Annotated in this window: 13 protein-coding genes; 4 read left to right on the top strand and 9 right to left on the bottom strand. The window is 67.0% G+C overall.

Annotated elements, in window-relative coordinates; genetic code table 11:
* Positions 1-119 precede the first annotated feature (119 nt).
* Positions 120-509 (bottom strand): hypothetical protein, encoded by a 390-nt coding sequence (locus HB724_RS01015; RefSeq protein WP_213979044.1) that lies wholly within the window; start codon positions 507-509, stop codon positions 120-122.
* Between the two features lie 645 nt (positions 510-1,154).
* On the opposite strand from HB724_RS01015, the gene HB724_RS01020 reads away from it, so the two are divergent.
* The gene (locus tag HB724_RS01020; RefSeq protein WP_213979204.1) at positions 1,155-2,312 is read left to right on the top strand and encodes an MFS transporter; all 1,158 of its coding nucleotides are present in this window, start codon (positions 1,155-1,157) and stop codon (positions 2,310-2,312) included.
* A gap of 7 nt (positions 2,313-2,319) precedes the next feature.
* On the opposite strand, the gene HB724_RS01025 is transcribed toward HB724_RS01020, so the two are convergent.
* The 3 genes from HB724_RS01025 to HB724_RS01035 all read right to left on the bottom strand — a co-directional run bounded on the left by HB724_RS01025 (position 2,320) and on the right by HB724_RS01035 (position 7,454).
* Positions 2,320-4,188, bottom strand: a complete 1,869-nt coding sequence (locus HB724_RS01025) for an AMP-binding protein (protein WP_213979045.1) — start codon at positions 4,186-4,188, stop codon at positions 2,320-2,322.
* A 163-nt stretch (positions 4,189-4,351) separates the two neighbouring features.
* Positions 4,352-6,022, bottom strand: a complete 1,671-nt coding sequence (locus HB724_RS01030) for an MFS transporter (protein ID WP_213979046.1) — start codon at positions 6,020-6,022, stop codon at positions 4,352-4,354.
* A gap of 25 nt (positions 6,023-6,047) precedes the next feature.
* Entirely contained in the window at positions 6,048-7,454 is a 1,407-nt protein-coding gene (locus HB724_RS01035; protein WP_256731230.1) for a DcaP family trimeric outer membrane transporter, read from the bottom strand.
* A 178-nt stretch (positions 7,455-7,632) separates the two neighbouring features.
* Between HB724_RS01035 and acs the strand changes: the two genes are divergently transcribed.
* Both acs and HB724_RS01045 read left to right on the top strand, forming a co-directional pair.
* On the top strand, positions 7,633-9,576 hold the full coding sequence (gene acs, locus HB724_RS01040) for an acetate--CoA ligase (RefSeq protein ID WP_213979047.1): 1,944 nt from the start codon (positions 7,633-7,635) through the stop codon (positions 9,574-9,576).
* A 21-nt stretch (positions 9,577-9,597) separates the two neighbouring features.
* Positions 9,598-10,239: a response regulator transcription factor gene (locus HB724_RS01045; protein ID WP_213979048.1), complete on the top strand. Its 642-nt coding sequence runs from the start codon at positions 9,598-9,600 to the stop codon at positions 10,237-10,239.
* A gap of 200 nt (positions 10,240-10,439) precedes the next feature.
* Here the strand turns inward: HB724_RS01045 and HB724_RS01050 are convergent, their stop codons facing one another.
* The 4 genes from HB724_RS01050 to HB724_RS01065 form a co-directional block, all read right to left on the bottom strand.
* On the bottom strand, positions 10,440-13,763 hold the full coding sequence (locus tag HB724_RS01050) for a PAS-domain containing protein (protein ID WP_213979049.1): 3,324 nt from the start codon (positions 13,761-13,763) through the stop codon (positions 10,440-10,442).
* 187 nt (positions 13,764-13,950) lie between these two features.
* Positions 13,951-15,972 (bottom strand): glycoside hydrolase family 97 protein, encoded by a 2,022-nt coding sequence (locus HB724_RS01055; RefSeq protein ID WP_213979050.1) that lies wholly within the window; start codon positions 15,970-15,972, stop codon positions 13,951-13,953.
* A gap of 109 nt (positions 15,973-16,081) precedes the next feature.
* Complete coding sequence (locus tag HB724_RS01060) at positions 16,082-19,513, bottom strand: TonB-dependent receptor (protein ID WP_213979051.1); 3,432 nt, start codon at positions 19,511-19,513, stop codon at positions 16,082-16,084.
* 213 nt (positions 19,514-19,726) lie between these two features.
* Entirely contained in the window at positions 19,727-21,181 is a 1,455-nt protein-coding gene (locus tag HB724_RS01065; RefSeq protein ID WP_213979052.1) for an MFS transporter, read from the bottom strand.
* Positions 21,182-21,326: 145 nt separating this feature from the next.
* Between HB724_RS01065 and HB724_RS01070 the strand changes: the two genes are divergently transcribed.
* Positions 21,327-22,340, top strand: coding sequence for a LacI family DNA-binding transcriptional regulator (locus HB724_RS01070; RefSeq protein ID WP_213979053.1), 1,014 nt, complete (start codon positions 21,327-21,329; stop codon positions 22,338-22,340).
* 202 nt (positions 22,341-22,542) lie between these two features.
* Here HB724_RS01070 and HB724_RS01075 read toward each other — a convergent pair whose 3' ends face one another.
* Positions 22,543-23,688 (bottom strand): alkaline phosphatase, encoded by a 1,146-nt coding sequence (locus HB724_RS01075; RefSeq protein ID WP_256731231.1) that lies wholly within the window; start codon positions 23,686-23,688, stop codon positions 22,543-22,545.
* Positions 23,689-23,712: the final 24 nt, after the last annotated feature.

The raw sequence follows: 23,712 nt of genomic DNA on the forward strand, positions 1-23,712 counted from the left end.
CGGTGAAGATGATCGACGGCCCCGGCCTGTTGGGGGGCCATGCCTGCAACTGGCCGTCGCTCGAACTGCAACCTGCCTATCATGACTTCGGCCTACGGAACCAAGGCTACGCGTGCCCGTCAGTCGCCGCTGATCTCTTCCCCGTCGTCCTCCAACTTCGCCTTGACGCGACTGGAACGGACTTCCTGGATCACCGCCTCGATCGCGAGCAGGACTTCGCGCCCTTGATCGGTCTTGCCGTTGGTGTCCTCGGGATCGTCCGCGAATAGCGCCTTCGCCTGCGCCGCGAGATCGACGAGCTTCGCATAGCGCTCCTCGCCCAACTTCTTGCGGACGACGCCGAAGCTTTCGACAAGGACGTGAAATTCGCTTTCGAGGTTACGTTCCGGAAAGACACCTGATTCATCGATGAACGTCGGCGCCCAGAGAAACATCGCGCCCAACAGGTCATAGATCTCGCTCAGCGAGGCCGGGATATATGGATTGGGGTTGTGATAGGAGCGGGTCATCGTTTCATCTCCGGACGTGGGATGGCGTAGGTGTTTCCCGGCCCGCTCTCAAATATCGCGTCCCGGCAGTCGCCGGCCGGCACGAAGGCGCGCGTCGCTCAGTCGATGCAACTGGAGTAGGAGCTTGTTCCATTCCTTGTCCTTCAACGGCCGGATCGAAACAAAATAAGAACGAACCCCACAAGTCAACAAGGGAAAAGCAGCACGGCCACGCCGCCCGGCTCGTGCGGCCAAGCGCCAATTCTCGTGACAGGCGCCTATCTGAAGTTTCCGGGCATTGGGGCGCTGAAGAGAGGGGACGACTGGCAATGGGTTCCGCTCACAAGTGCCGACGGGGCTCGGTCATCCCGGGATCGTCGCATGCCCGCCCTGCCCCTCACGGATGCATCAGCGGTTCCTGAGATGCGCCTCGACCAACACCACGACATTGCTCAGGTCCATTCGAATCCCGCTATATGACCATAACACCAAGGGAGGATAATAACCGATACTGGGTTGATCTACCTCTGCCCGGCGACCAGATGCGGCCATCAACGAAAGCGGCTGATCCCCAAGGAGGCGAAGATGGACGCCATCAGCGATATCGGAGCCGCTGGCCAGGCGGCGGACGGCAAACACGGACTCAGCCGCGGATTGACCTTCGCCATGGCGGTCGCCGCCGGCGTGGCCGTCGCCAACATCTATTACAACCAGCCGATGCTCGGCGTGATCGAGCGCGAGCTACCGGGAAACCTCACCGGGCTGATCCCGACGGCAACGCAGCTCGGCTATGCGGCAGGCCTGTTCCTGCTCGTCCCGCTGGGCGATCTGCTGGAGCGCAAGCGCCTGATCGTCACCCAGTTCATGGTGCTTGCCGTCGCGCTGGTGGCGACCGCCCTGGCGCCGAACGTCACGCTGATCCTGGTCGCCTCGCTGGCAGTCGGCGTCGCATCGACGGTGGCGCAGCAGATCGTGCCGTTCGCCGCGCATCTCTCCGCGCCCGAGCGCCGCGGCGCGACGGTCGGGACGGTGATGGCGGGCCTTTTGTGCGGTATCCTGCTCAGCCGCACGCTTGCCGGCTTCGTCGCCACCCATGCGGGCTGGCGCGAGATGTTCCTGCTCGGCGTGCCGATGGCGCTGGGCACTGCGGCGCTGATGGCCGTGCGGCTCCCGCGCAGCCATCCCGAAAGCACGCTGCGATACGGCGCTTTGATGGCGTCGCTCGTGCACCTATGGCGCGAGTTCGGGCCGCTTCGCCTCGCCGCCGTCACGCAGGCCCTGTTGTTCGCAGCGTTCACGGCCTTCTGGACGATCCTCGCGCTGCAACTGCAAGCGCGCTTCGGTCTCGGCGCCGATATCGCCGGACTGTTCGGCATCGTCGGCGCGGTCGGCATCCTGGCCGCCCCGGTCGCCGGGCGCATCGCCGACAAGCGCGGGCCGCGACCGGTCGTGGCGCTCGGCGCGATCCTCGCGGTCCTGTCCTGGGCCGTGTTCGGCCTCTGGCAGTCGATCGCCGGCCTCGTGGTCGGCGTGATCCTTCTCGACTTCGCGGTGCAGAGCGCGCTTATCTCCAACCAGCACCTGGTCTATGCGCTCCGTCCCGCCGCCCGCGCGCGCCTCAACACGATCTTCATGGGGTCGATGTTCCTCGGCGGCGCCGCGGGATCCGCTGCCGCGACCGCGGCCTGGAACCTGGGCGGATGGCCGGCGGTATCGATCATGGCCGTGCTGCTTTCGGGGGCCGCCGCGCTGCTCCAGTTGCGCAGCCTGAGCCGGGAGCGCCGTGCCCGTCCCGGCTTGGACCCCCAACGAATGTCGGGGTAGCGCAGGTTCAAGCGGGGACAGCGAACAGCGCCCGATATTGATGGAGAACGTCGGGATTCTCGATCGTGGGCGGCGTCTCCACGCGCTCGCCATTGGCGATCCGGCGCAGCGTCGCGCGGAGGATCTTGCCCGAGCGCGTCTTGGGCAGCGCATCGACGATATGCACGTCCCGCAGCGCCGCGACGGGGCCGAGCTCGTCGCGCACGGCCGCGATGACCGCGCGGGCAAGCGATGCGTCGTCATGACCGCCGGCCCTGGCGACCGCAAAGGCCATCGGGATCATCCCCTTCAGCGCATCGTCCACGCCGATCACCGCACATTCGGCGATGGCCGGGTGGCAGGCGACGATCTGCTCCATCTGGCCGGTGGACAGGCGGTGGCCCGCCACGTTGATGATGTCGTCGGTGCGGCCCATGATATGGACGAAGCCGTCCGCGTCGATATGGCCGGCGTCGCCGGTCTCGTAATAGCCGGGATAGGCCTCGAACGACTTCGCATAGCCCGCCGGATTGTTCCAAAGGCTCGAATAGCAGCCGGGCGGGAGCGGCGTCTTCATCACGACATTGCCGGTGGCGCCCGGCGCGACCGGCCTGCCCCCTTCGTCCAGCACGTCGAAGGCATAGCCGGGCACGGGGAAGCCGGCGCTCCCCGCCTGCCGCCGTTCGTCGCCGAGCCCCAGGCAGGTCGCGACCGCGGGCCAGCCCAGCTCGGTCTGCCACCAGTGATCGACTACCGGCACGCCAAGCTGCCGCTCGGCCCAGTGGATCGTGTCCGGATCGGCACGCTCGCCCGCGAGGAACAGCGCACGCAGCCGGCCGGTGCCGATATCGGCGATGCAATCACCCTGCGGGTCTTCCTTGCGGATCGCGCGGATCGCGGTGGGGGCGGTGAAGAAGATGTCGACCCGGTGGGTGTCGATCGTCCGCCAGAAGGTGCCGGCATCGGGCGTGCCGACCGGCTTGCCCTCGAACAGCAAGGTCGCGCAGCCCGCGATCAGCGGGCCATAGGCGATATAGCTATGGCCGACGACCCAACCCACGTCCGACGCCGCCCAGAAGGTCTCCCCCGGCTTCGCGCCGTAGATGTTGGCCATACTCCAGGCGAGCGCGACGGCATGGCCGCCATTCTGCCGCACCACGCCCTTGGGCGTGCCGGTGGTGCCCGAGGTGTAGAGGATATAGAGCGGATCGGTCGCCGCCACGGGCACGCAGGCAACGGGCTCCGCCGCGCCGAACAGCTCCGTCCAGTCGAGGTCGCGCGGGAGCGTCATCTCCGCCTCCGCCTGGGCGCGCTGGAACAGCACCACATGCTCGACCCTGTGCCGCGCCAGTTCGAGCGCGTGATCGACCAGCGGCTTGTAGGCAATGACGCGCTGGCCCTCGATCCCGCAGGATGCGATCAGCACCAGCCGGGGCTTCGCATCGTCGATCCGCTTGGCAAGCTCGGGCGCGGCAAAGCCGCCGAACACCACCGAATGCACCGCCCCGATCCGCGCGCAGGCAAGCATCGCGAACAGCGTCTCGGGGATCATCGGCATGTAGATCACCACCCGGTCGCCCTTGCCGACGCCGAGCCCGGCCAGCATCCCCGCCGTCCGGGCCACGCGCTCCAGCAGCTCGGCATAGGTGTAGGTCCGGCGGGTGCCCGTGACGGGGCTTTCATAGATCACCGCCGCCTGACTGCCCCGCCCCGCCGCGACATGACGGTCGATCGCGTTATGGCAGGTGTTGATCGTCCCGTCGGCGAACCAGCCCGCGCCTTCGCTCCAGCCGGTGGCGGGCGTGCGCTCCCAGTCGATCAGGCGCGCGGCCTCCAGCCAGAACGCCTCGCCATCCGCCATGCTGGCGCGATAGGCATCGGTATAGCCGCCGGACATGGCATCCTCTCCTGTTGGCCGGCATCGCTGTTCCGGCCGGCCTGAAGCCATATTGCGCGCTCGGCCCAGGCGGGCGCCATTAGACATTGGTCGAGGGGCCAAAACACAAGGGGCGGCGGCATCGCTGCCACCGCCCCTCGCGCGTTGCCGGATTGGCCGGCGATCAGTCGTCGATGCTGCGGCGGAAGGTTTCGGGCAGGAACAGCAGCCCGATCACCACCGTCGCGGCGGCGACCACCACCGGATACCAAAGCCCGTAATAGATATCCCCCGTGGCCGCGACCATCGCGAAGGCCGTGGTCGGCAGGAAGCCGCCGAACCAGCCATTGCCGATATGATAGGGCAGGCTCATCGAGGTATAGCGGATGCGGCTGGGGAACAGCTCCACCAGCAGCGCCGCGATCGGGCCGTAGACCATCGTCACCAGCAGCACGAGCGCGAACAGGATCGCGACGACCATCGGCTTGTCGATCTTCGCCGGATCGGCCTTGGCCGGATAGCCCGCCGCGGTCAGCCCGGCCTTGAGATCGTCCTGATAGGCCTTGATCGCGGCCTTGCGATCTGCGCCCGTGACGAGGTTCGGATCGGGCGCGGTGAAGCTCCTGTCGCCCACCTTGATCACCGCGACCGTGCCCGGGGCAGCATCGACATTGCCGTAGCTGATGCCGGTCTTGGCCATATAGGATTTGGCGATGTCGCAGCTCTTGGCGTCGAACTGGTTCTTGCCGACCGGATCGAACTGGAACGAGCATTCGCCCTGGTTCGCGACGATCGTCACCGGCGCGGAAAGCTGCGCCCTGGCGAGATCGGGATTGGCGGCGGTGGTGAGCAGAGCGAACAGCGGGAAATAGGTGAGCGCCGCGATCGCGCAGCCCGCGAGCACGATCGGCTTGCGGCCGATCCGGTCGCTCAGCCAGCCGAAGAACACGAAGAACGGCGTGCCGAGCGCCAGCGCGATGGCGATCAGGATATTGGCGGTCGCGCCGTCCACCTTCATCGTCTTCTCGAGGAAGAACAGCGCGTAGAACTGGCCGGTGTACCAGACCACCGCCTGCCCCGCGACCGCGCCCAGCAGCGCGATGATGACCCAGCGCAGATTGCCCCATTTGGCGAAGGCTTCGGTCAGCGGCGCCTTCGACGTCGTGCCTTCGTCCTTCATCTTCTGGAACACCGGGCTTTCGGCGAGCTGCATGCGGATCCACATCGAGACGGCGAGCAGCACGATCGAGATCAGGAACGGCAGCCGCCAGCCCCAGGCGGCGAACGATTCCTCGCCGATCACCAGCCGCGTACCGATGACGACGAGCAGCGCCGCGAACAGGCCCAAAGTCGCGGTGGTCTGGATCCAGCTCGTATAAAGCCCGCGCTTCCCCTCGGGCGCATGCTCGGCGACATAGGTGGCGGCCCCGCCATATTCGCCGCCCAGCGCGAGGCCCTGGGCGAGGCGCATGATGACGAGGATGATCGGCGCGGCGACGCCGATGCTCACATAGGACGGCAGCAGGCCGACCGAGAAGGTGGACAGGCCCATGATGCCCATCGTCACCAGGAAGGTGTTCTTGCGCCCGACCAGGTCGCCGATCCGCCCGAACACCAGCGCGCCGAACGGCCGCACCGCGAAGCCGGCCGCGAACGCCGCCAGCGCGAAGATGAAGCCGGTCGTCTCGTTCACGCCCGAGAAGAACTGCGCCGATATGTAGGTGGCGAGCAGCCCGTACAGGTAGAAATCATACCATTCGAACACCGTCCCAAGCGATGATGCGGCGATGACGAGCTTCTCGCTCTGCGTCGCCTTGTGATGCTTGGGGAGCCCGTCTCCCGCTACCGTCGCCATATCCTCATCCTCTCGGTTATTTTCGTCAGAAGCTGTACTTGGTCGCGAATTCGAGGCGATCGAGCTGCCCCTTCTCCCCGCTCACGATCTCGCGCTCGCCATGGCGAAGCTCGACGCCGAGGTCGAAGCCCTTGACCGGCGACCAGAACAGATTGCCGGCGACGCTCCACGCGGTGCGATTGGCGGCGCCCGGGATCAGGACGGCATCGGGATAAACGGCATGCTGATAGCTGCCGATCAGGCTCGACCGGATCGTCGGCGTCCAGCCGATCTTCACCGCCGCGAACCCCGCGAAATTCTTCACCGTCTCCAGATCGCTGCCCGGCGTCCCGTCGAACACCGCATCGGGCGCCAGGTTGAGCCCGACATAGCGGCCGATGCCGTCGCCATAGGTCGCCATGAAGCGCAGGTCGTGGCGCTTGTCCGGCCCGAAGGGGATCTTGCCGGCGGCGCTCACGCCCCATCCGGCCGCGCGACCATGGACCGCGCCGTTATCGACCGACAATTGCCGCACCAGCCCCGCCAGCGACAGCTCGCCGAAGCTCGCCGCATAGTTGAGCCGCGCGGTCACGTCGGGCACGCGATCGTCGTCATTCTCGATCAGCGTCGCCGATGTCGTGGTGATCGACGCGGTTTCGGGATTCTCGATCGCCACGCTGAGCGTCGCCTGCTTGCTCAGCGGAAAGGCGTAGCGAAGCTGCATCTCGCGGACGAACACCGTGCCCTCGGTCGCGCCGACGAAGTCGGTCGATTCGGGCAGCGCCGCGACATATTGGAAATTGCTCCATTCCTGCCCGGCGAGGAAATGGTCATAGGTGAAGAAGCCCCGCCGCAGCGCCAGATCATAGCCGTTGGTGGTGCGCTGCGATCCCTGCGTGCCCGCGGCGGTCTGGAAATCGACCTCGACCAGCCCCTTGAGCTGATGGCCGCCGATCGGGGTCGAGGTAGTCATCTGCAGCCGCGTCTGCTTGGCATGGCCGGTGAAATCATTGCTTTCGCGCGCGCCGCCGACCGGGATCTGCTGCGGCAAATAGAAATCCTTGCCGAGCGATCCGGTCGGAACATCGCCGTCGTCATAGCGGCTGAAGCTCGCCACCGCCTTGATGAAGCCGCCGAACCTGAAATTGGTGCCGCCGACGTTGAAGCCCTCCGCCGGCGCGGCAGGGCGCTTCTCGATCGCGGCGATTTGCTCGCTGGCCTTTGCCGCCGCCGCGCTGGCCGTCGCCGCCTGGTTCGCGACCGCCGCCTGACCGGCGCGCGACGCCTGAAGCTCGCCGCGCAACTCGGCCACCTCCGCCTCGAGCTGCGCGAGCCGCGCTTCGAGTTTGGCCTGGTTGCCCGCCTGCTGCGCGGCGGCCGGCTGGGCCATGAGGCCAAGGCCCAACGCGCCCGCGCCGACCATCAACGTCGCCCGAAATGGCTGTTTCGACATGCTGCTCTCCCCTGGCGCCCACCTGTTCGCGTGGTGCTGCCAGGCCCGATCATCGAAGCGGGCTGGTGGGGACGATAGAGCGACATTGGTCGCAGGGGAGTGCGACCATGGTCGAGGATGCCTTGGCCGCAGCCTTGGCTATGCTCACCCCAAAACAACGATTCAGGAGAGCGCGGCCATGGCCGAGACGGTGTATCCGGTGGCGCCGGATGTTGCGGGCGGAGCGCGGATCGACGCCGCGCGCTTCGCGGAGATGCAGGCCCAGGTCGCGGCCGACCCCGATGCCTTCTGGCGCGCCGAGGCGCAGCGGCTCGACTGGATCAAGCCCTTTACCGTCACCGATCGCAGCAGCTTCCATGAGGCCGATTTCGGCATAAGCTGGTTCGAAGACGGCGTGCTCAACGTCTCCGCCAATTGCATCGACCGGCATCTCGCCACGCGCGGCGACGCGCCCGCCATCCTGTGGGAAGGCGATGCGCCCGGCATGCAGCGGATCATCAGCTATCGCGAGCTGCATGAGGAAGTCTGCCGCTTCGCCAATGTGCTGAAGGCCAATGGCGTGCGGCGGGGCGATCGGGTGACGCTGTACCTGCCGATGATCCCCGAGGCGGCGTTCGCGATGCTCGCCTGCGCGCGGATCGGTGCGATCCATTCGATCGTGTTCGGCGGCTTTTCCGCCGACAGCCTAGCCTCGCGCATCCGGGACTGCGATTCCCGGCTGGTCGTCACCGCCGACGAAGGGTTGCGCGGCGGCAAGCATGTTCCGCTCAAGGCCAATGTCGACGAGGCGCTCGAACATTGCCCCTCGGTCGAGCGGGTACTGGTCGTGCGGCGCACCGGCGGTGCCGTCGCGATGGAGCCGGGCCGCGATCGCTGGTATGAGGCCGAGCGCGAGCTGGTTTCCGACGATTGCCCGCCCGAGCCGATGGGCGCGGAAGACCCGCTGTTCATCCTCTACACCTCGGGCTCCACCGGCACGCCCAAGGGCGTGCTGCACACCACCGGCGGCTATCTGCTCTGGGCGTCGCTGACGCATGACTATGTGTTCGATTACCGGCCGGGCGAAGTCTATTGGTGCACCGCCGATATCGGCTGGGTGACGGGGCACAGCTATGTCGTCTATGGCCCGCTCGCCAACGGCGCGACCACGCTGATGTTCGAAGGCGTGCCCAATTTCCCCGATTTCAGCCGCTTCTGGCAAATCGTCGACAAGTGGAACGTCGCGATCTTCTACACCGCGCCGACCGCGCTGCGATCGCTGATGCGCGAGGGGGACGGCTATGTCACCGCCACGTCGCGCACGTCGCTGCGCATCCTGGGCAGCGTGGGCGAGCCGATCAATCCCGAGGCATGGGAATGGTATCACCGCGTCGTCGGCGAGGGCCGGTGCCCGATCGTCGATACCTGGTGGCAAACCGAGACGGGCGGCGTGCTGATCTCCCCCCTGCCCGGCGCGACGGCGCTCAAGCCGGGCTCTGCCACGCTGCCGCTGTTCGGCGTCCATCCCGAACTGGTCGATGCCGAGGGCGCGGTGCTGGACGGCGCCACCCAGGGCAATCTGGTCATCACCCAAAGCTGGCCGGGGCAGATGCGCACCGTCTATGGCGATCACCGGCGCTTCTTCGAGACCTATTTCACCACCTACCGCGGCAGATATTTCACCGGCGACGGCGCGCGGCGGGACGAGGACGGCTATTACTGGATCACCGGCCGGGTGGACGACGTCATCAACGTCTCCGGCCACCGCATGGGCACCGCCGAGATCGAGAGCGCCCTTGTCGCGCATCCCAAGGTGGCCGAGGCGGCGGTGGTCGGCATGCCACATGCGCTGAAGGGTCAGGGCATCTACGCCTATGTGACGCTGAACGCCGGCGAGGACGGCAGCGACGCGCTGCGCCGCGAGCTGGCGCAATGGGTCCGGCACGAGATCGGGCCGATCGCCACGCCCGACGCGCTCCAGTTCGCGCCCGGCCTGCCCAAGACGCGCAGCGGCAAGATCATGCGCCGCATCCTGAGGAAGATCGCCGAGGGCGACACGTCGAACCTGGGCGATACCTCGACGCTCGCCGATCCTTCGGTGGTCGATCGGCTGGTGGCGGACAGCCTGCTTGTCGCGGCCTGATCGCACGCGCTACGATGGGGAATGGAGAGGAGCGCGCCCACCGGCACGATCCTGATCGCCGACGATCATCCCCTGTTCCGGCAGGCGATGGCGATGGCGGCGCAGGCCGTGAGTCCGGATAGCAGGATTGTCGAAGCGGCGACGCTCGACGCGGCGATACGCATCGCGGCGTCGGCGAGCGACCTGCTGCTGATCCTGCTCGACCTGAAGATGCCCGGCGCGACCGGCTTTTCCGGCGTGGCGATGCTCCATGCCGAGCGGCCTTCGGTGCCGATCCTCGTCGTATCGGGCGCGGACCCGGGCGCGGCGGCGGAGGCGCGGCGGTTCGGCGCGGTGGGCTTCATCGGCAAGGACCAGGATCTCGGCGCGATCGAAGCCGCGATCGCCACGGCGCTGTCGGGCGGCGATGTCGCGCTGCCCCAGCCGCCCGCCGGCGAAGTGGACGACATGGCACGCAAGGTAGCGACGCTGACGCCCACGCAGCTCCGCGTGCTGCTCGGGGTGCTCGCCGGGCGGCTCAACAAGCAGATCGCCTTCGACCTCGACATCACCGAGGCGACGGTGAAGGCGCATATGACGGCGGTGCTCGCCAAGCTGGGCGTGCAGAACCGCACCCAGGCAGCCCTCGCCGCCCGAGCGCTGGGGATCGGCGTGGCGCATTAGGGCGGATCGGTATTCGGAACGCGACATCCCCAATCCTCCCCCGGAGGGGGAGGGGAACCAAGCGCAGCTTGGTGGAGGGGTAGGTTGCCCCAAGCGCCATCGCCTGCGGAGACTACCCCTCCACCACCGCTTTGCGGCGGTTCCCCTCCCCCTCCGGGGGAGGATTGGGGGATGTCGATTCATCCCGGACTTGGGCGCGATCACCCCCGCTGGACCAGCACCGCCAGCCAGTCCGACAGCGTGGCGAGCGCCAGCGGCTTGTCGAGCACCTGTATCCCGCGCTCGGCGGCGCGGCGGGCCATCGCATCGCTCCGGTCGGCGGTGACCAGCGCCGCCGCCAGGCCGGGCTGGCGCGCGCGCAGCCGGTCGATCACGTCGATCCCGTCGAGCGCTTCGCCCAGGCTGAAATCGATCAGCGCGGCGTCGAACCGCCCCTCCTGCGCAAGCGCCGCCGCGCCGGTGCGAACTGCGACCACAGCATGCCCCAGGCTGCCGAGCAGCGCGACCATGCCGTCGCAGATGACCGCCTCGTCATCCAGCACCAGGATGCGCTTCGAAGCATGGTTGCGCTTGCTCTCGATCCGCGCGGGCCGAGGATGTTCCACCGCGCCCTCCCCGATCGGCAGCGTCACCGCGAACCGGCTGCCGGCCCCGATCGCCGAGCGCAGGTCGACCCGCGCGCCCAGCAGCAGCGCGGTCCGCTCGACGATGGCGAGCCCCAGGCCGATCCCCGTCTCGCTATTGCCGTCGAGCCGCTCGAATTCGCGGAAGATCACCGATTGCTTGTCGGCCGGAATGCCGGGGCCGGTGTCATAGACTTCGATCCGGGCCTCGCCGCCACGCCTGCGCACGCCGACCAGGATGCCGCCCCGCTCCGTGTAGCGCACCGCGTTCGACAGGAAATTCTGGATGATCGAGCGCAGCAGCGTCCGATCGGTTTCCACCACGGCATCCACCGCGCCGAGATGCAGCGCCAGCCCGCGCTCGGCGGCGAGCGGCTCGAAGCTCTCGACCAGCTCGGCCAGCATCGGGCGAAGCCGGAACCGCGTCGGCTGCGGTACGATACCCCCCGCGTCGAGCTTGGAAATGTCGAGCAGGGCCCGCAGCAGATCGTTGGCGGATTCGATCGACCGGTCGATCCGGTCCAGCTTGGCGAGCGCGGCCTCGGGCACCTCGCGTTTCAGCGCGGCGGCGAACAGGCGGGCGGCGTGGAGCGGCTGGAGCAGGTCATGGCTCGCGGCGGCCAGGAAGCGTGTCTTGTCGGCGATCGCGCCCGCCAGCCGGGCATTGGCGTCGGACAGCTCGATCGTGCGCGCCGTCACGCGCTCCTCCAGCTCGGCCCGCGCCCGCTCCAGCGCCGCGCGTGCCCTGGCCTCGGCGGTAATGTCGGTGAAGCACATCACATAGCCACCATCGGGCATGGGGCCGCCCACGGTCTTGAGGATGCGGCCGTCGAGGCGCCTGCGCTCGAAGCTGTGCGCATGGCCCTCGCGCATATGCTGGAGCCGCCGGGCGACATGACCTTCCACCTCGCCGGGGCCGCATTCGCCCTGCTCGGCGTTGAAGCGGATCAGATCGGCCACCGGCACGCCGACGCGCACCATGCCGGCGGGATAGTTGAACAGATCGAGATACTGGCTGTTCCACGCGATCAGCCGCAGGTTGCGATCGACCACGCTGACCCCCGGCTCGATATTCTCCAGCGTCGCGGCGAGCAGCCCCTGCGAGAAGCGCAGGCTCTGCCCGGAGGCATCGAGCATCAGCGCGACATCGCTCACGCCGATGCTGGCGCCCGACAGCGCCGACGCCATGATCGCGCGCGCCGAGGATACGCCCACCACGCCCGCGATCAGCCGCTCGGCGGTCCTGGCCGCATGGCGATCGATCGCCGCGCCGCGATCCGGGCCGAACAGCGCGACGGGATCGTCCACGGCAGTGAAGCGCGCGACCATGTCGGCGAGCTGGCCGATGGTGGAGACCTGGGCGACCTTGCCCGGCCGCCCGATATCGATCGCGAAATCCTGGCGGACGCGCCGCGCCGACACCAGGCTCAGCGCCAGCAAATTTCCTCCCAGGCTCCACAGCGCGCCGTGGACAATCGGGCTCAGCCCGCCGATGCCGAGCAGCGCGGTCGGATCGAACGGGCCGTGCGCAAGCTCCTGCGGCAGGACGCCGAGCGAGGGCAGGAACAGCGTGTAGCCCCATAGCAGCAGCCCGGTGCCGAGCCCGGCCATGGCGGCGACGCTGTCGTTGCCGGTGCGCGAGACCGCCAGGATCAGCGCCGGGGCGGACTGAGCGATCGCGACGAAGGCAATCAGCCCGACCGACGCGAGCTGCGCGCCGCTGGGGATCAGCAGCGCATAGGCCGCCGCCGCCGTCATCAGCACCAGGATCGCGGCGCGGCGCACCCACAGCATGATCCGGCCGACATTGGCCTCGTCGCCCACCCGGCTGCGCAGGAGGAACGGCGCGATCAGGTCGTTCGAGACCATGGTGGACAGCGCGATCGCCTCGGTCACGCCCATCGCCACTGCCGCCGAAAGCCCGCCGAGGAACACGATCAGCGCGAGCGCCGTCTCGCCGGCTTCGATCGGCAGGCTCAGCACGAAGAAATCGGGCCGCGATCCCGGCGGCAGCACCGCCAGCCCCGCCGCCGCGATCGGCAGCACCGCGAGGACGGTCAGGAGGAGATAGAGGACGAACGGCCAGCGCGCCCGGCCGATATCCTCGGCGGCGTGCGCGCCCATGACGCCGACATAGAATTGGCGCGGCAGGCACAGGAACGCCAGGATCGACACGCCGGTCACCACCGGAAAGTCGATCGTCAGCCGCGCCGGCGCGAACCCGGCCCGGAGATGCTCCCAGCCGACCCGGCCGAACCCAGCCGGCGCCTGCAGGAGAATGAACCCGGCGAACACCGCGACGCCGATCAGCGCGACCAGCTTCAGGACCGATTCGCCGGCGACGATATAGAGGACCGCTTCGTTCCGCCCCGCGATCTCATAATGGCGGACGCCGAACATGATCGCGAACCCGGCCAGCAGGATCGCGGCGGACACCACCGCGCCGCCGATCTGCTCCTGATGCGCGATCAGCGCATAGCTGATCCCCACCGATCGCAGTTGCAGCGCGAGATAGGGGATCGTGCCGAACAGCGCGAGGATCGTGACCAGCGCCGCGACGCCGCGGCTCTTGCCGAACCGCGATCCGATGAAGTCCGAGATCGAAGTCGCGCCGTCCGCCCGGACCGCAGCAACGAGACGCTGGAGGAAGGCGGGCGCCAGCGCGAACAGCAGGATCGGTCCGAAATAAATCGGCAGATAGCCCCAGCCATCGGTGACTGCGGTGCCGACCGCGCCGAAATAGGTCCAGCTCGTGCAATAGACCGCCAGCGCCAGGGTGTAGGCGGGCAAGCGAAAGCGCAGCGCGCCGCGACGCTCGCGCCGGCGCTGCACCCACGCCGCCGCCGCGAACATCGCCGCGACATACACTATCGCGATCAGCACGATCAGATCGTCGCTCACAAGCCGGCCAGTCCCCTCCCCGCCAAGGCTGGGGCCCGACCCGTGAAATTGCAAGCGGGCCGTTAGCCCGGGACTTTTGGCGCTTGCGACCGTCCAAGCGCCCGGCCAGCTCCGGTCACCTGTTGCAGTCCCTCCAGCATATCCGGAGGGCCACAACTTCCCAGACGTGGCCCTGGGCTCGCGCGCCTTATTCGATAAGTCGCAGACGAACAGCCGCACCGCCCCCGGCCGCCAGCTTGATCGTCAGGCTGTCGGCCCGCGTCACCACGCGCTTCTCGATACGATAGGCGGTCGGATTGGTGCGGTAATCGGCATCCGGCGCATCGGCATAGATCTGCGCCTCATAGCGTTTGCCCGGCGCGAGGAAATCGAGCGGCTGGCTGAGCGTGCGGCCATTCTCGTCGGTGATCGCGCCCAGATACCAGTCGCCGCCGCCGCGCTGCTGCCGCGCCACCACGACGAAATCGCCGATCTCGGACTGGAGCGTGCGCGTGGTCTCCCAATCGGTCGGCACGTCGCGGATGAACTGGAACGCATCGGGATGCGCGTCATAATTCTCCGGCAGGTCTGCCGCCATCTGCACCGGCGAATAGAGCACCACATATTCGGCGAGCTGCGCCGCGAGCGTGGACTGGACCCGCAGCGTCACGTCGGTCTGGCCGTGCGCGAGATCGAAGATGCCGGGCGTGAAGTCCATCGGCCCCGCCAGCATCCGCGTGAACGGCAGGATGGCGAGATGCTCCGGCGGATTGGTGGGAGTGCCCCAGGCGTTATATTCCTGCCCCCGCGCACCCTCGCGACTGATCATGTTGGGCCAGGTGCGGCGCAGGCCGGTATCCTTGACCGGCTCGTGCGCGTCGATCGCGATGCGGTGCTTCGCCGCGACCTGCACGACCTTCAGGTGGTGGCGCACCATATACTGGCCCGCGAACCACTGCTTGCCGCCCTCGGCATCGACGATATCGCCGCTGTTGTGGACATAGCCGGTCTTCACGACATGGACGCCGAGCTTCTCGTAGAACGCCATCGCGTCCTCAAGCTGCGCCTCGTAATTGACGACCGCGCCGCCCGTCTCGTTATGCCCGATCAGCTCGACGCCCTTGCTCTTCGCATAGGCGGCGAGGCCCGGCGCGTCGAAATCGGGATAGGCTTTGGTGAAGCTGAACTTCTCGCCATGGGCGATCCAGTCGCCATCCCAGCCCTGGTTCCACCCTTCCACCAGCACGCCGTCGAAGCCGTTCTTCGCCGCGAAATCGATATAGCGCTTCACATTCTCGGTATTCGCGCCGTGGCGATAGCCGCTGCCCCAGGTCGAATGCTTGAGGTGCATCTCCCACCACACGCCGACATATTTGCCGGGCTTGAACCAGGAGACGTCGCCCAGCTTATCCGGCTCGTTGAGGTTGAGCTCGATCCGGCTGTCGGCCAGTGCGCCGGGCGTCTCGCCGATCAGCACGGTGCGCCAGGGCGTGGCGAACGGGCCGGTCCTGCGTGCGGCGATCCCGTCGGGCCAGGGCATCAGCGAGGCGGTCAGCGTGCCCGTGCCGTTGCCCGCCAGCAGCATGCTCGGGAAATCGACCAGCGCGGCTTCGTGGAACGACAAATACAGGCCGTTCTCCCCCTTCAGCGTCAGCGGCGTCTCCGCCAGCGTGATGCGGCGGGCGTCGGTCTGGGTGTAGAGATATTCGTCGCGCTCCTGCCCCAGCCCCTGATACCACCATGCCTGATAGGAACCAACCGGGCGGAACTGGGTGCGCTCCGCCGTCACCTTCACCGCCTGCCCCGCCGGCACGTTCGCATAGCCGTAGCGAAAGCCGATCCCGTCATCGAACAGGCGGAAGGTGACATCGACGCGGGCGTTGAGCGGCGTGTCGCCGGTGAGCGTGACGGTCAGCTCGTTATGCCGGTCGCGGATGACGCGCTGCTCGCCCCAGGGCTGTTCCCAGCTCGTATCGACCGAATTGCGGCGCGGATTGCCGATCGCCGTGTAGCGCGCCGTCTCTTCCCCGTCGAAGCTCAGCCCCAGCTCGGCGGGCGCGAGCACCACTGCCCCACCCCGCGTGACGGTGTAGAGCGCCTTGCCGCCCTGCACGTCGATGCAGACCTCCAGCACCTTGCCGGGCGATTGGGCGCATTCGCGCGCCTGCGCGGCGGTGGCCGCCGTGCCGCAGAGAAGCGTCGCGATGGAAAGGGCGAGAGGGCGGAACATCCGGAAATCCTTTGCTTCGGGGAAAATCGATCGAGGCATGCGGTTTCGCCGCCGGCACCCAAAAAGGGCGCGCCGCCGCGAGGGGATCGCAGCGGCGCGAGGAGGGTGGTCAGAATTTCGCGCGCACTCCGAACTGGAAGCGGCGGTCGACCCGGCTCCAGGCGGAATCCTGGTATACCGGCCTGGCGCCGGGGGTCGCCGGAGAGTCCCCGAAGATCTGCTGCTGGTAGACGCTCTTGGTGTTGAGCAGGTTCGAGGCATCGACCGAGAGTTCGAGGAAGCGGTTGACCGAGAGGCGGATCGATCCGTCCAGATAGCCCGCCGCCTTCTGGAACACCGGCAGGCCGATGCAGCAATCCAGATTCTGGGTCAGGTAGCGCGAGCGCCAGTTATAGGCGACGCGGAAGCCGACCGGCCCCTTCTCGTACAAGGCCACCGCGTTGAACGTGTGCGTCGAGATGCCCGCCAGGCGATGCGAGTCGATCACCGCGCCGGTTCCGCCGAGCGCCGGCTGGCCCGCGCCCGCTGCGCCCACGTCGCCGCTCGACGAGGCATTGAGCAGGTTGGAGTTGTTGATTCCCGACTGGTGGACATAGGTGTAGTTGAGCTGCGTCCCCAGGCCGCTCAGGATGCCCGGCAGGAAATCGAAGAATGACTGATAGGCAGCCTCGACGCCCAGCAGCTTGCCGCCCTTGTCGGCATTGTGCGGCCCGAGAAGCTGGACCGTCTGGGTCGACGTGCCGTTGGTGAAGGTGCGGTTGAACTGGCCGAAGCTGATGCTGTTGGTGAGCTTCTTGTAGAAGCCGGTCAGCGTGAGCGAGCTGCTGCTGCCCATATAGCGTTCGTAGGACAGATCGAACTGGTCGGCCATGACCGGCTTCAGCCCCGCATTGCCCGAATTCGCCTGAAAGACGAAATTATAGCCGGTGACGTTCGCCGCGACATGCTCCGCGTTCGGCGAATTATAGACGATATAGGGTGAATCCGGCGTCGTGTTGAGCAGCACCGTGTTCATCGCGACGGAGTTGCGCAGATAGCCGAAATCCGGGCGCGACATCGCCCGCGAATAGGCGAAGCGGATGAAGTTCTTCGCGTCCAGCCCGAAGCGGACGTTGAAGCTCGGCAGCCAGTCGGTCGTCGAGGATTTGTAGCTGTTGGGCGTGGCGGCGCCGTTCGCGAAGGCGATCACGTCGGGCGTCAGATAGCAGCTCGGATTGACGATGTTGTTGCCGCTGAGGGGCGTGCCGCACGGGGCCAGATTGGCGAAGATGTTGGTCGCCGGGAAAGCAATGCTGCCGTCGCTGGCCTCGCGGGTCTTGACGACGCGCAGGCCGACATTGCCGACGACGTTGACGCCGCCGAAGATCGTCTTGTCCTCGCCGCCGAAGCGCAGCATCGCATAGGCCGCCTCGGTCTTCTCGCGGACGTCGAGCACTTCGCCGGGGGTGAAGCAATTATCGACGGTCGCCTCCGGGCGGTCGCAGATCGCGGTATAGCCCGGCAGTAGCGGCGAATGGGTGGTGGCGCCGCTCAGCGAGTCGATCAGCCGGCCGAAATCCTTCAGCGTGTCGCGATTGAGGAACACCAGCGGGCCGTTCGCATAGACGTTGCCGTCATACAGGCCGCCCATATTGTAGGATTCCCAGATCCCCGCGCCATAGCCGGCGAAATCCGGATGCCCCGCATTGCCGGCGCAATTGCCGGTATCGGTCGGATAGGCGCCGCCGCTGGTGTTGTCGGCGTTGAAGCCCGGCCCGTTGCAGGCGTAGCTCGCGGCGATCGGCGTCCAGTTGAACGTCGAATAGCGCACCCGCTGGTGGCGATCGGCATAGCGCGCGCCGACTTTCAGCGAATCCAGCCAGCCGCCTTCGGCGAATTGATATTCCAGGTCGCCGCGCAGCGCGAACTCGTCGGCGTTGTTGTCCTCGACATGGCCCTGGATGAACGGAACCCAGTAATTATGCGGGTTAGCCAGCCCGCCATCTGCATAGTTGACGTTGGAACCGGGCAGCAGCTTGATCTGCGGCGTGCCGTCGCCGTTCACGCTATACTGGTAGTTCGCCATGGAACCGGCGGCGACCAGTATATCGTTATTATAGGTCGAGGCCTCGATATACTGGCCGTCGAGATTGAGGTGCAGCCGGTCGCTGACATCCCATTTGATATTGCCCGAGAAATCGCGCGTGCCCTCGCGATGGGCGAAGTTGCGCGCTTCGTTCTGCAAATAGAGGCCGTCGCGGAGTGTCGCGCAGTTCGCACCCGCGCCGCAATAATTGACGAAGGGCATGCCGGCGACGGCCGAACCGGCGTTGATCGCCGCCTGCAGGCTCTCATAGGTGCCGCTGAAGCTGCCATGCGGCTGGGTCAGCGTGCCCGATTGCAGCATGCCGTCGGGGCCGAACACCAGCGCGCCCGTGCCGTCCGCCGGCCCCAGCGCGGATGAGGTGCGCGGATTGAACGCGGCCGTGCCGAAATAATTGCCGTCGAGGATCGCGTGGCTCGCCCGCTCGAACCATCCATTGCGATAGTGCGAGTCGAGATACTGCGCGGTCATGCGCAGCGTGCCGGAATTATTCTCATACTGGCCGGCAAGCGCGATGCCCCGGCGCTTGCGGTCGTAATCGACCTCGGAAAAGCGCACCCCATCCGGCGCCAGCGCAAAGCCGGTGCCGCCAAAGGGGTTGGCCGTGCAGCCGACCCTGCCGTCGGCGCCCACCGTGCCCGCGGTCGGGGTGCCAAAGCCGGCGGTGCAATAGGTGTCGATCTTGTCCATGATGACGCTCTCGGTGCGCGTCACGACATGGCTCTGGGCATAGTCGGCAAGGATGCCGAAGCGGCCGATCGGAGTCTCGAACGTATCGCTGATGAGCGCCGAGAATTCGGGCGTCCAGCGATCCGAACGGTCGCCGTAATTATATTTGAAGTTGCCGGTGACGAGCAGCCCCTTCTGGTCGAACGGCAGCCGCGTGCGCAGATTGACCGTACCGGCGATGCCGCCCTCGATCATCTCGGCGGTCTGGTTCTTGTAGGCATCGACGCCCGCGAGCAGCTCGGGCGAGACGTCGTTGAACTGGAGCCCGCGCGCCGAATCCGCCGAGAAGCTGTCGCGCCCGTTGAACTCGGTGCGGACCTGGGTGAGGCCGCGGATCAGCACGCCGGTCGGCTCGCCCGAGGGATGGGTGCTGTCGTCGGCCGACTGGAGGCGGTTGACGGTGATGCCCGGCACGCGCGCCAGCGCCTCGGCCGCCGACTTGTCCGGGAAGGCGCCGATATCGGTCGCGGTGATCGAATCGACGAAAGTGTCGGAATTCTTCTTGATGTTCTGCGACGTATCGAGCGCGCGGCGGACGCCGACGACGACGATCGTCTGGCCGCCATCCTCCCCTGCCTGCGCCTCTGCGCCGGATTCCTGCTGCGCCGGCGCGTCGCTCACGGCGGTCTGCGCATGGGCAGCCGGCGCGAAGCCCATCACCGCCAGCGCGCAAAGCGAGACGCCGCAATGCAACGCGCGGAATCGACGGCTCGAATCGAGATCCTTCATGCTTTCCTCCCCTTTTATGCTCCGCTTTTGCGGAGGCGTTATTGGGCGCGCGGCATCGCCGGGCGCTGCAATCTTTGCGCAAAGTTGCGTATTTTTGCATTGCGCGCAAGCCCGATTTTTCCGGTAGCGCTACCAACTCCCGCACCACAACCCTCGTCATAGGGAGCATCAGGGGCCAGCCGGGCGATTTTCCAATGTCTCCAGCAATTGCCTTTAATGCAATATTGCATTAAATTCCTGGCGATGGTGCATGGAGGGAATCGTTAACGCAAGGCATGCGCCGACGATCAGCGAGCCGGCGGCGGTGAACAGCGCGCCCTCGGCATGGCCGCCGAACGGCACGCGCACGACGAACCCCATGATCGACGCCGCGACGAGCTGGGGAAGGACGATGAAGATGTTATGGATGCCCATATAGACGCCCATCTTCCGCGCCGGCACGCCGTCCGACAGCATAGCATAGGGCAGCGACAGGATCGCCGCCCAGGCGATGCCGATGCCGAGCGCGGGCAGCCACAGGTCGCCCGCCCGATGCATGCCGGCGAAGCCGAGCAGGCCGAGTGCGCCGCAGCCCAGGCAGATCGCATGGCAGGCATGCCGGCCGATGCGCCGCGTGATCGCGGGCAGCAGCAGCGCCGCCCCCGCCGCGACGGCATTATATTCGGCGAACAATATGCCGACCCAATCGGCGCTTTCGCCATAGGCGGGCGATGCCGGATCGAGGGTGCCGAAATCGAGCGCGGCGACGGCGGGGATCGCATAAACCCACAGCGCGAACATCCCGAACCAGGTGAAGAACTGGACCACCGCCAGCCGCTTCAGCACGGACGGCATGTGGAGGATGTCCTCGACGATGACGATCATCCCGATCGACGCACGCCCGCGCCGCCGCAGCAGCACCGCGCCGAGCTGGAGCAGGCCGAACAGGGCCGCGATGCCCGCGACCAGATAAAGCTCGCGGGCAGACCCAAGCGCCGCGGTGACGCCGGCGAGCAGCATCCCGCCCGAAATCCAGGCGATCCCGCTGAACGTCAGCGCGGCGGCCCCGCTCGCGCTGGGCACTTCGGGATGCGGCACCTCGCCGGGGCCGGGCGCGAGCTGCTCGGGCGGCCGCTCGCGTGTGGTCGCCACCGACCAGCCCACCGTCGCCAGCAGCACGACGGCACCGATCCCATAGGCGATGCCGACCGATCCGGCATGCCCGCCCTGCCCGAACCAGTGGTTCAGCATCCAGGGCAGCGCCGAGGCGAACACCGCTCCCGCCCCGATGAAGAACACCTGCAGCGCATAGGCCGAAGTGCGGCGCGGCTCGGGCAGCGTATCGGCGACGAGCGCGCGGAACGGCTCCATCGCGACATTGATCGCGGCGGTGAGCAGCCACAGCATCAGGCAGGCCGACCAGAGCGTCGTGGCGAGCGGCATCGCCACCAGCGCCAGCGCGGTGAGCAGCGTGCCCGCCACGATATAGGGCCTGCGCCGACCGAGCGGCCCCCAGGTGCGGTCGCTCAGATGCCCGATGACCGGCTGGACGAACAGCCCGGTGATCGGCGCCGCGATCCACAACAGCGCCAGTTCGTCGATATTGGCGCCCAGCGTCTGGAAGATACGGCTGGTGTTGACGTTCTGCAGGCCCCAGACGACCTGCACCCCGAACAGCCCGAGGCACATGTTCCAAAGCTGCCAGGCCGGCGGACGGAGGACCGCACCCCGCCACGGGCGCGCCGCGCCCGACAATCCCCTCTCGATCGCTTGCAAAGGGCCCCTCCCAATGCGCTAATGGGCCGTATTCGGCCTCGCCGTCAGCTTGGGTGCAATGGGCAGCAATAGCAATAACAATACCACGCTGCAGGATCTGGCGAAGCTGGCAGGCGTGTCCGCATCGACGGTGTCGCGCGCGCTGAACGATCATCCGCTCATCAGCACCCGGACCAAGCAGCGGATCTGGGCGCTGGCGCGCGACCATGACTATCCGTTTAAGTCCACAATGCCCACCAGCCCGATCGGCGCGGACGGATCGATCGCGATCGTCACGCCAGTGATGCGCGGGCGGCCGCTGCCGCTGTCGCACCCGTTCTTCCTCGAATTGCTGGCGAATATCGGCGAGGCCGCACGCGCGCGCGATTGCGACTTCACGGTCAGCCACACCTCGCCGACCAGCTTCGAGGATCTCGTCATCGCGACCACGACGAGCCGGGCGGACGGCGTGATTTTCCTCGGCCAGAGCATGCTCCATGACGAGTTCAACCGGCTGGCGGACAGCAATGCCCGCTTCGTCGTCTGGGGGGCGGATCTGCCGGGGCAGCGCTATTGCTCGATCGGGTCCGACAATCTGCTCGGCGGCAGCCGCGCGACGCGGCACCTCGCCCGGCTCGGTCGCAGCCGCATCCTGTTCCTGGGCGGCAGCGATCCCGAAGCGATGCAGCGCCGCCGGGGCTATCTCGATGCCCTGGCCGAAAGCGGCCTCGAAGCCGATGCCGATCGAATCCTGACGGTCGAGTTCGAGCTGGAATCCGCCTTCGCCGCAGTCAGCGGCCTGCTGCGCCGGGGCGTGAAGTTCGACGGCATCGTCGCCACGAGCGACCTGATCGCGCTGGGCGCCATGCAGGCCCTGCGCCGCAACGGCATCGCCGTGCCGCAGGACGTTTCGGTCGTCGGCTATGACGACATGCTGCTCAGCCGCCTGAGCACCCCGACGCTCACCACGATCCGCCAGGACACGTTCGAAGCCGGCCGCCTCCTCGTCTCCCGGATCATGGACAAGGACGACCACCAGGAAAGCAAGCGCCTGCCCACCGAGCTGATCGTGCGCGAATCCTGCGGGGGCTGAGGCGCTCGGGATATCTGATCTTGCCCATGCCGAAAGCGGGCATTCAAATTATTGGATAATTTCGGTGTTCCGCGGCTGAATGTGGCCACTTGCCGACTGTCGGCTATCAGCGGACGAGGTGCAAATAGCTGCCTTTCATGGGCCGCCCAATACCCAAGTCGAACGTCGCCCAATTCGCCAACGCGAAACACAGAATATAGCGTCAGCTCACTTTCCACCCGAAAGCCGTCATCATGACGTCGAACAACCATGTGTTCGAAAAGAACCCTTTCACGCCCTCCGCTCCAGGCCCCATCGCGGCCGCGACAACCTCTTCTCCCGCGTGCGCGCCCTTCGAATCGGCCGCGATCACCGGCCTGCTCCCCTGAGGCGCCGATAGCTGCTCGGCCAGGGGCCGGTCGCGCGTACCCGACAGTAATTTGAGATCATAGGAATGATCGGCCACGAACAGGATCAGCGTGTCCTTGCCGACACTGGCGCTGACCTTGCGGATCATGTCGTCCATCTCGACGGCATGCCGAAGCCCGTCCTGGAGCTTGTTCGTGTGCATGTCCCACTCGACCATCAGGAAATAGCCTTTCCTGTTGCGGCTGAGACTGGCGATCGTTGCCTCCACGGCGGGGATGGGAGCGAAATCCTCGTCGCGGAGGATCGCCGCCCGGCGCGTTTCCGGCGTCAGCGCCAATGGGTCGTCGCTGAAGAGATAGCCGGCGCGGGTGAAGGCCTGGGCGGCGTTCGTCCCCATTTTCGCATAAGCCGCCTCGGCGGCGGCGCGGTCCTTCCCGATCAGGATGTCGACGCCGTCCCCATAGCGCGGGGCCAGCAACTGCCGGAAGATCTCGTCCTTGTCGGTGCGGCTCGCGACATGCGCATAGCATGCGGCCGGCGTCGCGTCCCAGATCGGCATGTTCGTGATGACGCCCGTGGAAAGCCCGCGCTGCTCGGCATATTCCAGGATCGTCTTCACGGGGGTCACGCCCGTCCCGCCGACCGAGGGAACGACCGAATTCATGCCGCTGTTCGTCTTGTGGCCCGTGACGATCGCGGTCATGCCGGCGGCGGAATCGGTGACCCAGTGATTGAGCGCCGACGTGTCCGACAGGCCGATATGCGGCATCGACTGGATGAACAGCGATTGCGGGCGGTTATGGGCATAGATGCCGGCGGCGCTCAGGGTCGGCAGGCCGCCCGCGTCGCCGAGGAACAGGATCACATTTCGCGCCGGCCGCGCCTCTACGGGCGTGCTCGCGCACAGCAGCGCCATCGCCGGGGCGAGGGCCAGGGCGGATCGTCCGCCTTTAGCGAGCCGGCCAAGGAGCCGGCCGAAACGTTCAATCGATCGTGACATGATGTTGCTTCCCTGGAATTGTCG

The sequence above is a fragment of the Sphingomonas sp. dw_22 genome, from assembly GCF_018449795.1.
Lineage (GTDB): Bacteria > Pseudomonadota > Alphaproteobacteria > Sphingomonadales > Sphingomonadaceae > Sphingomonas.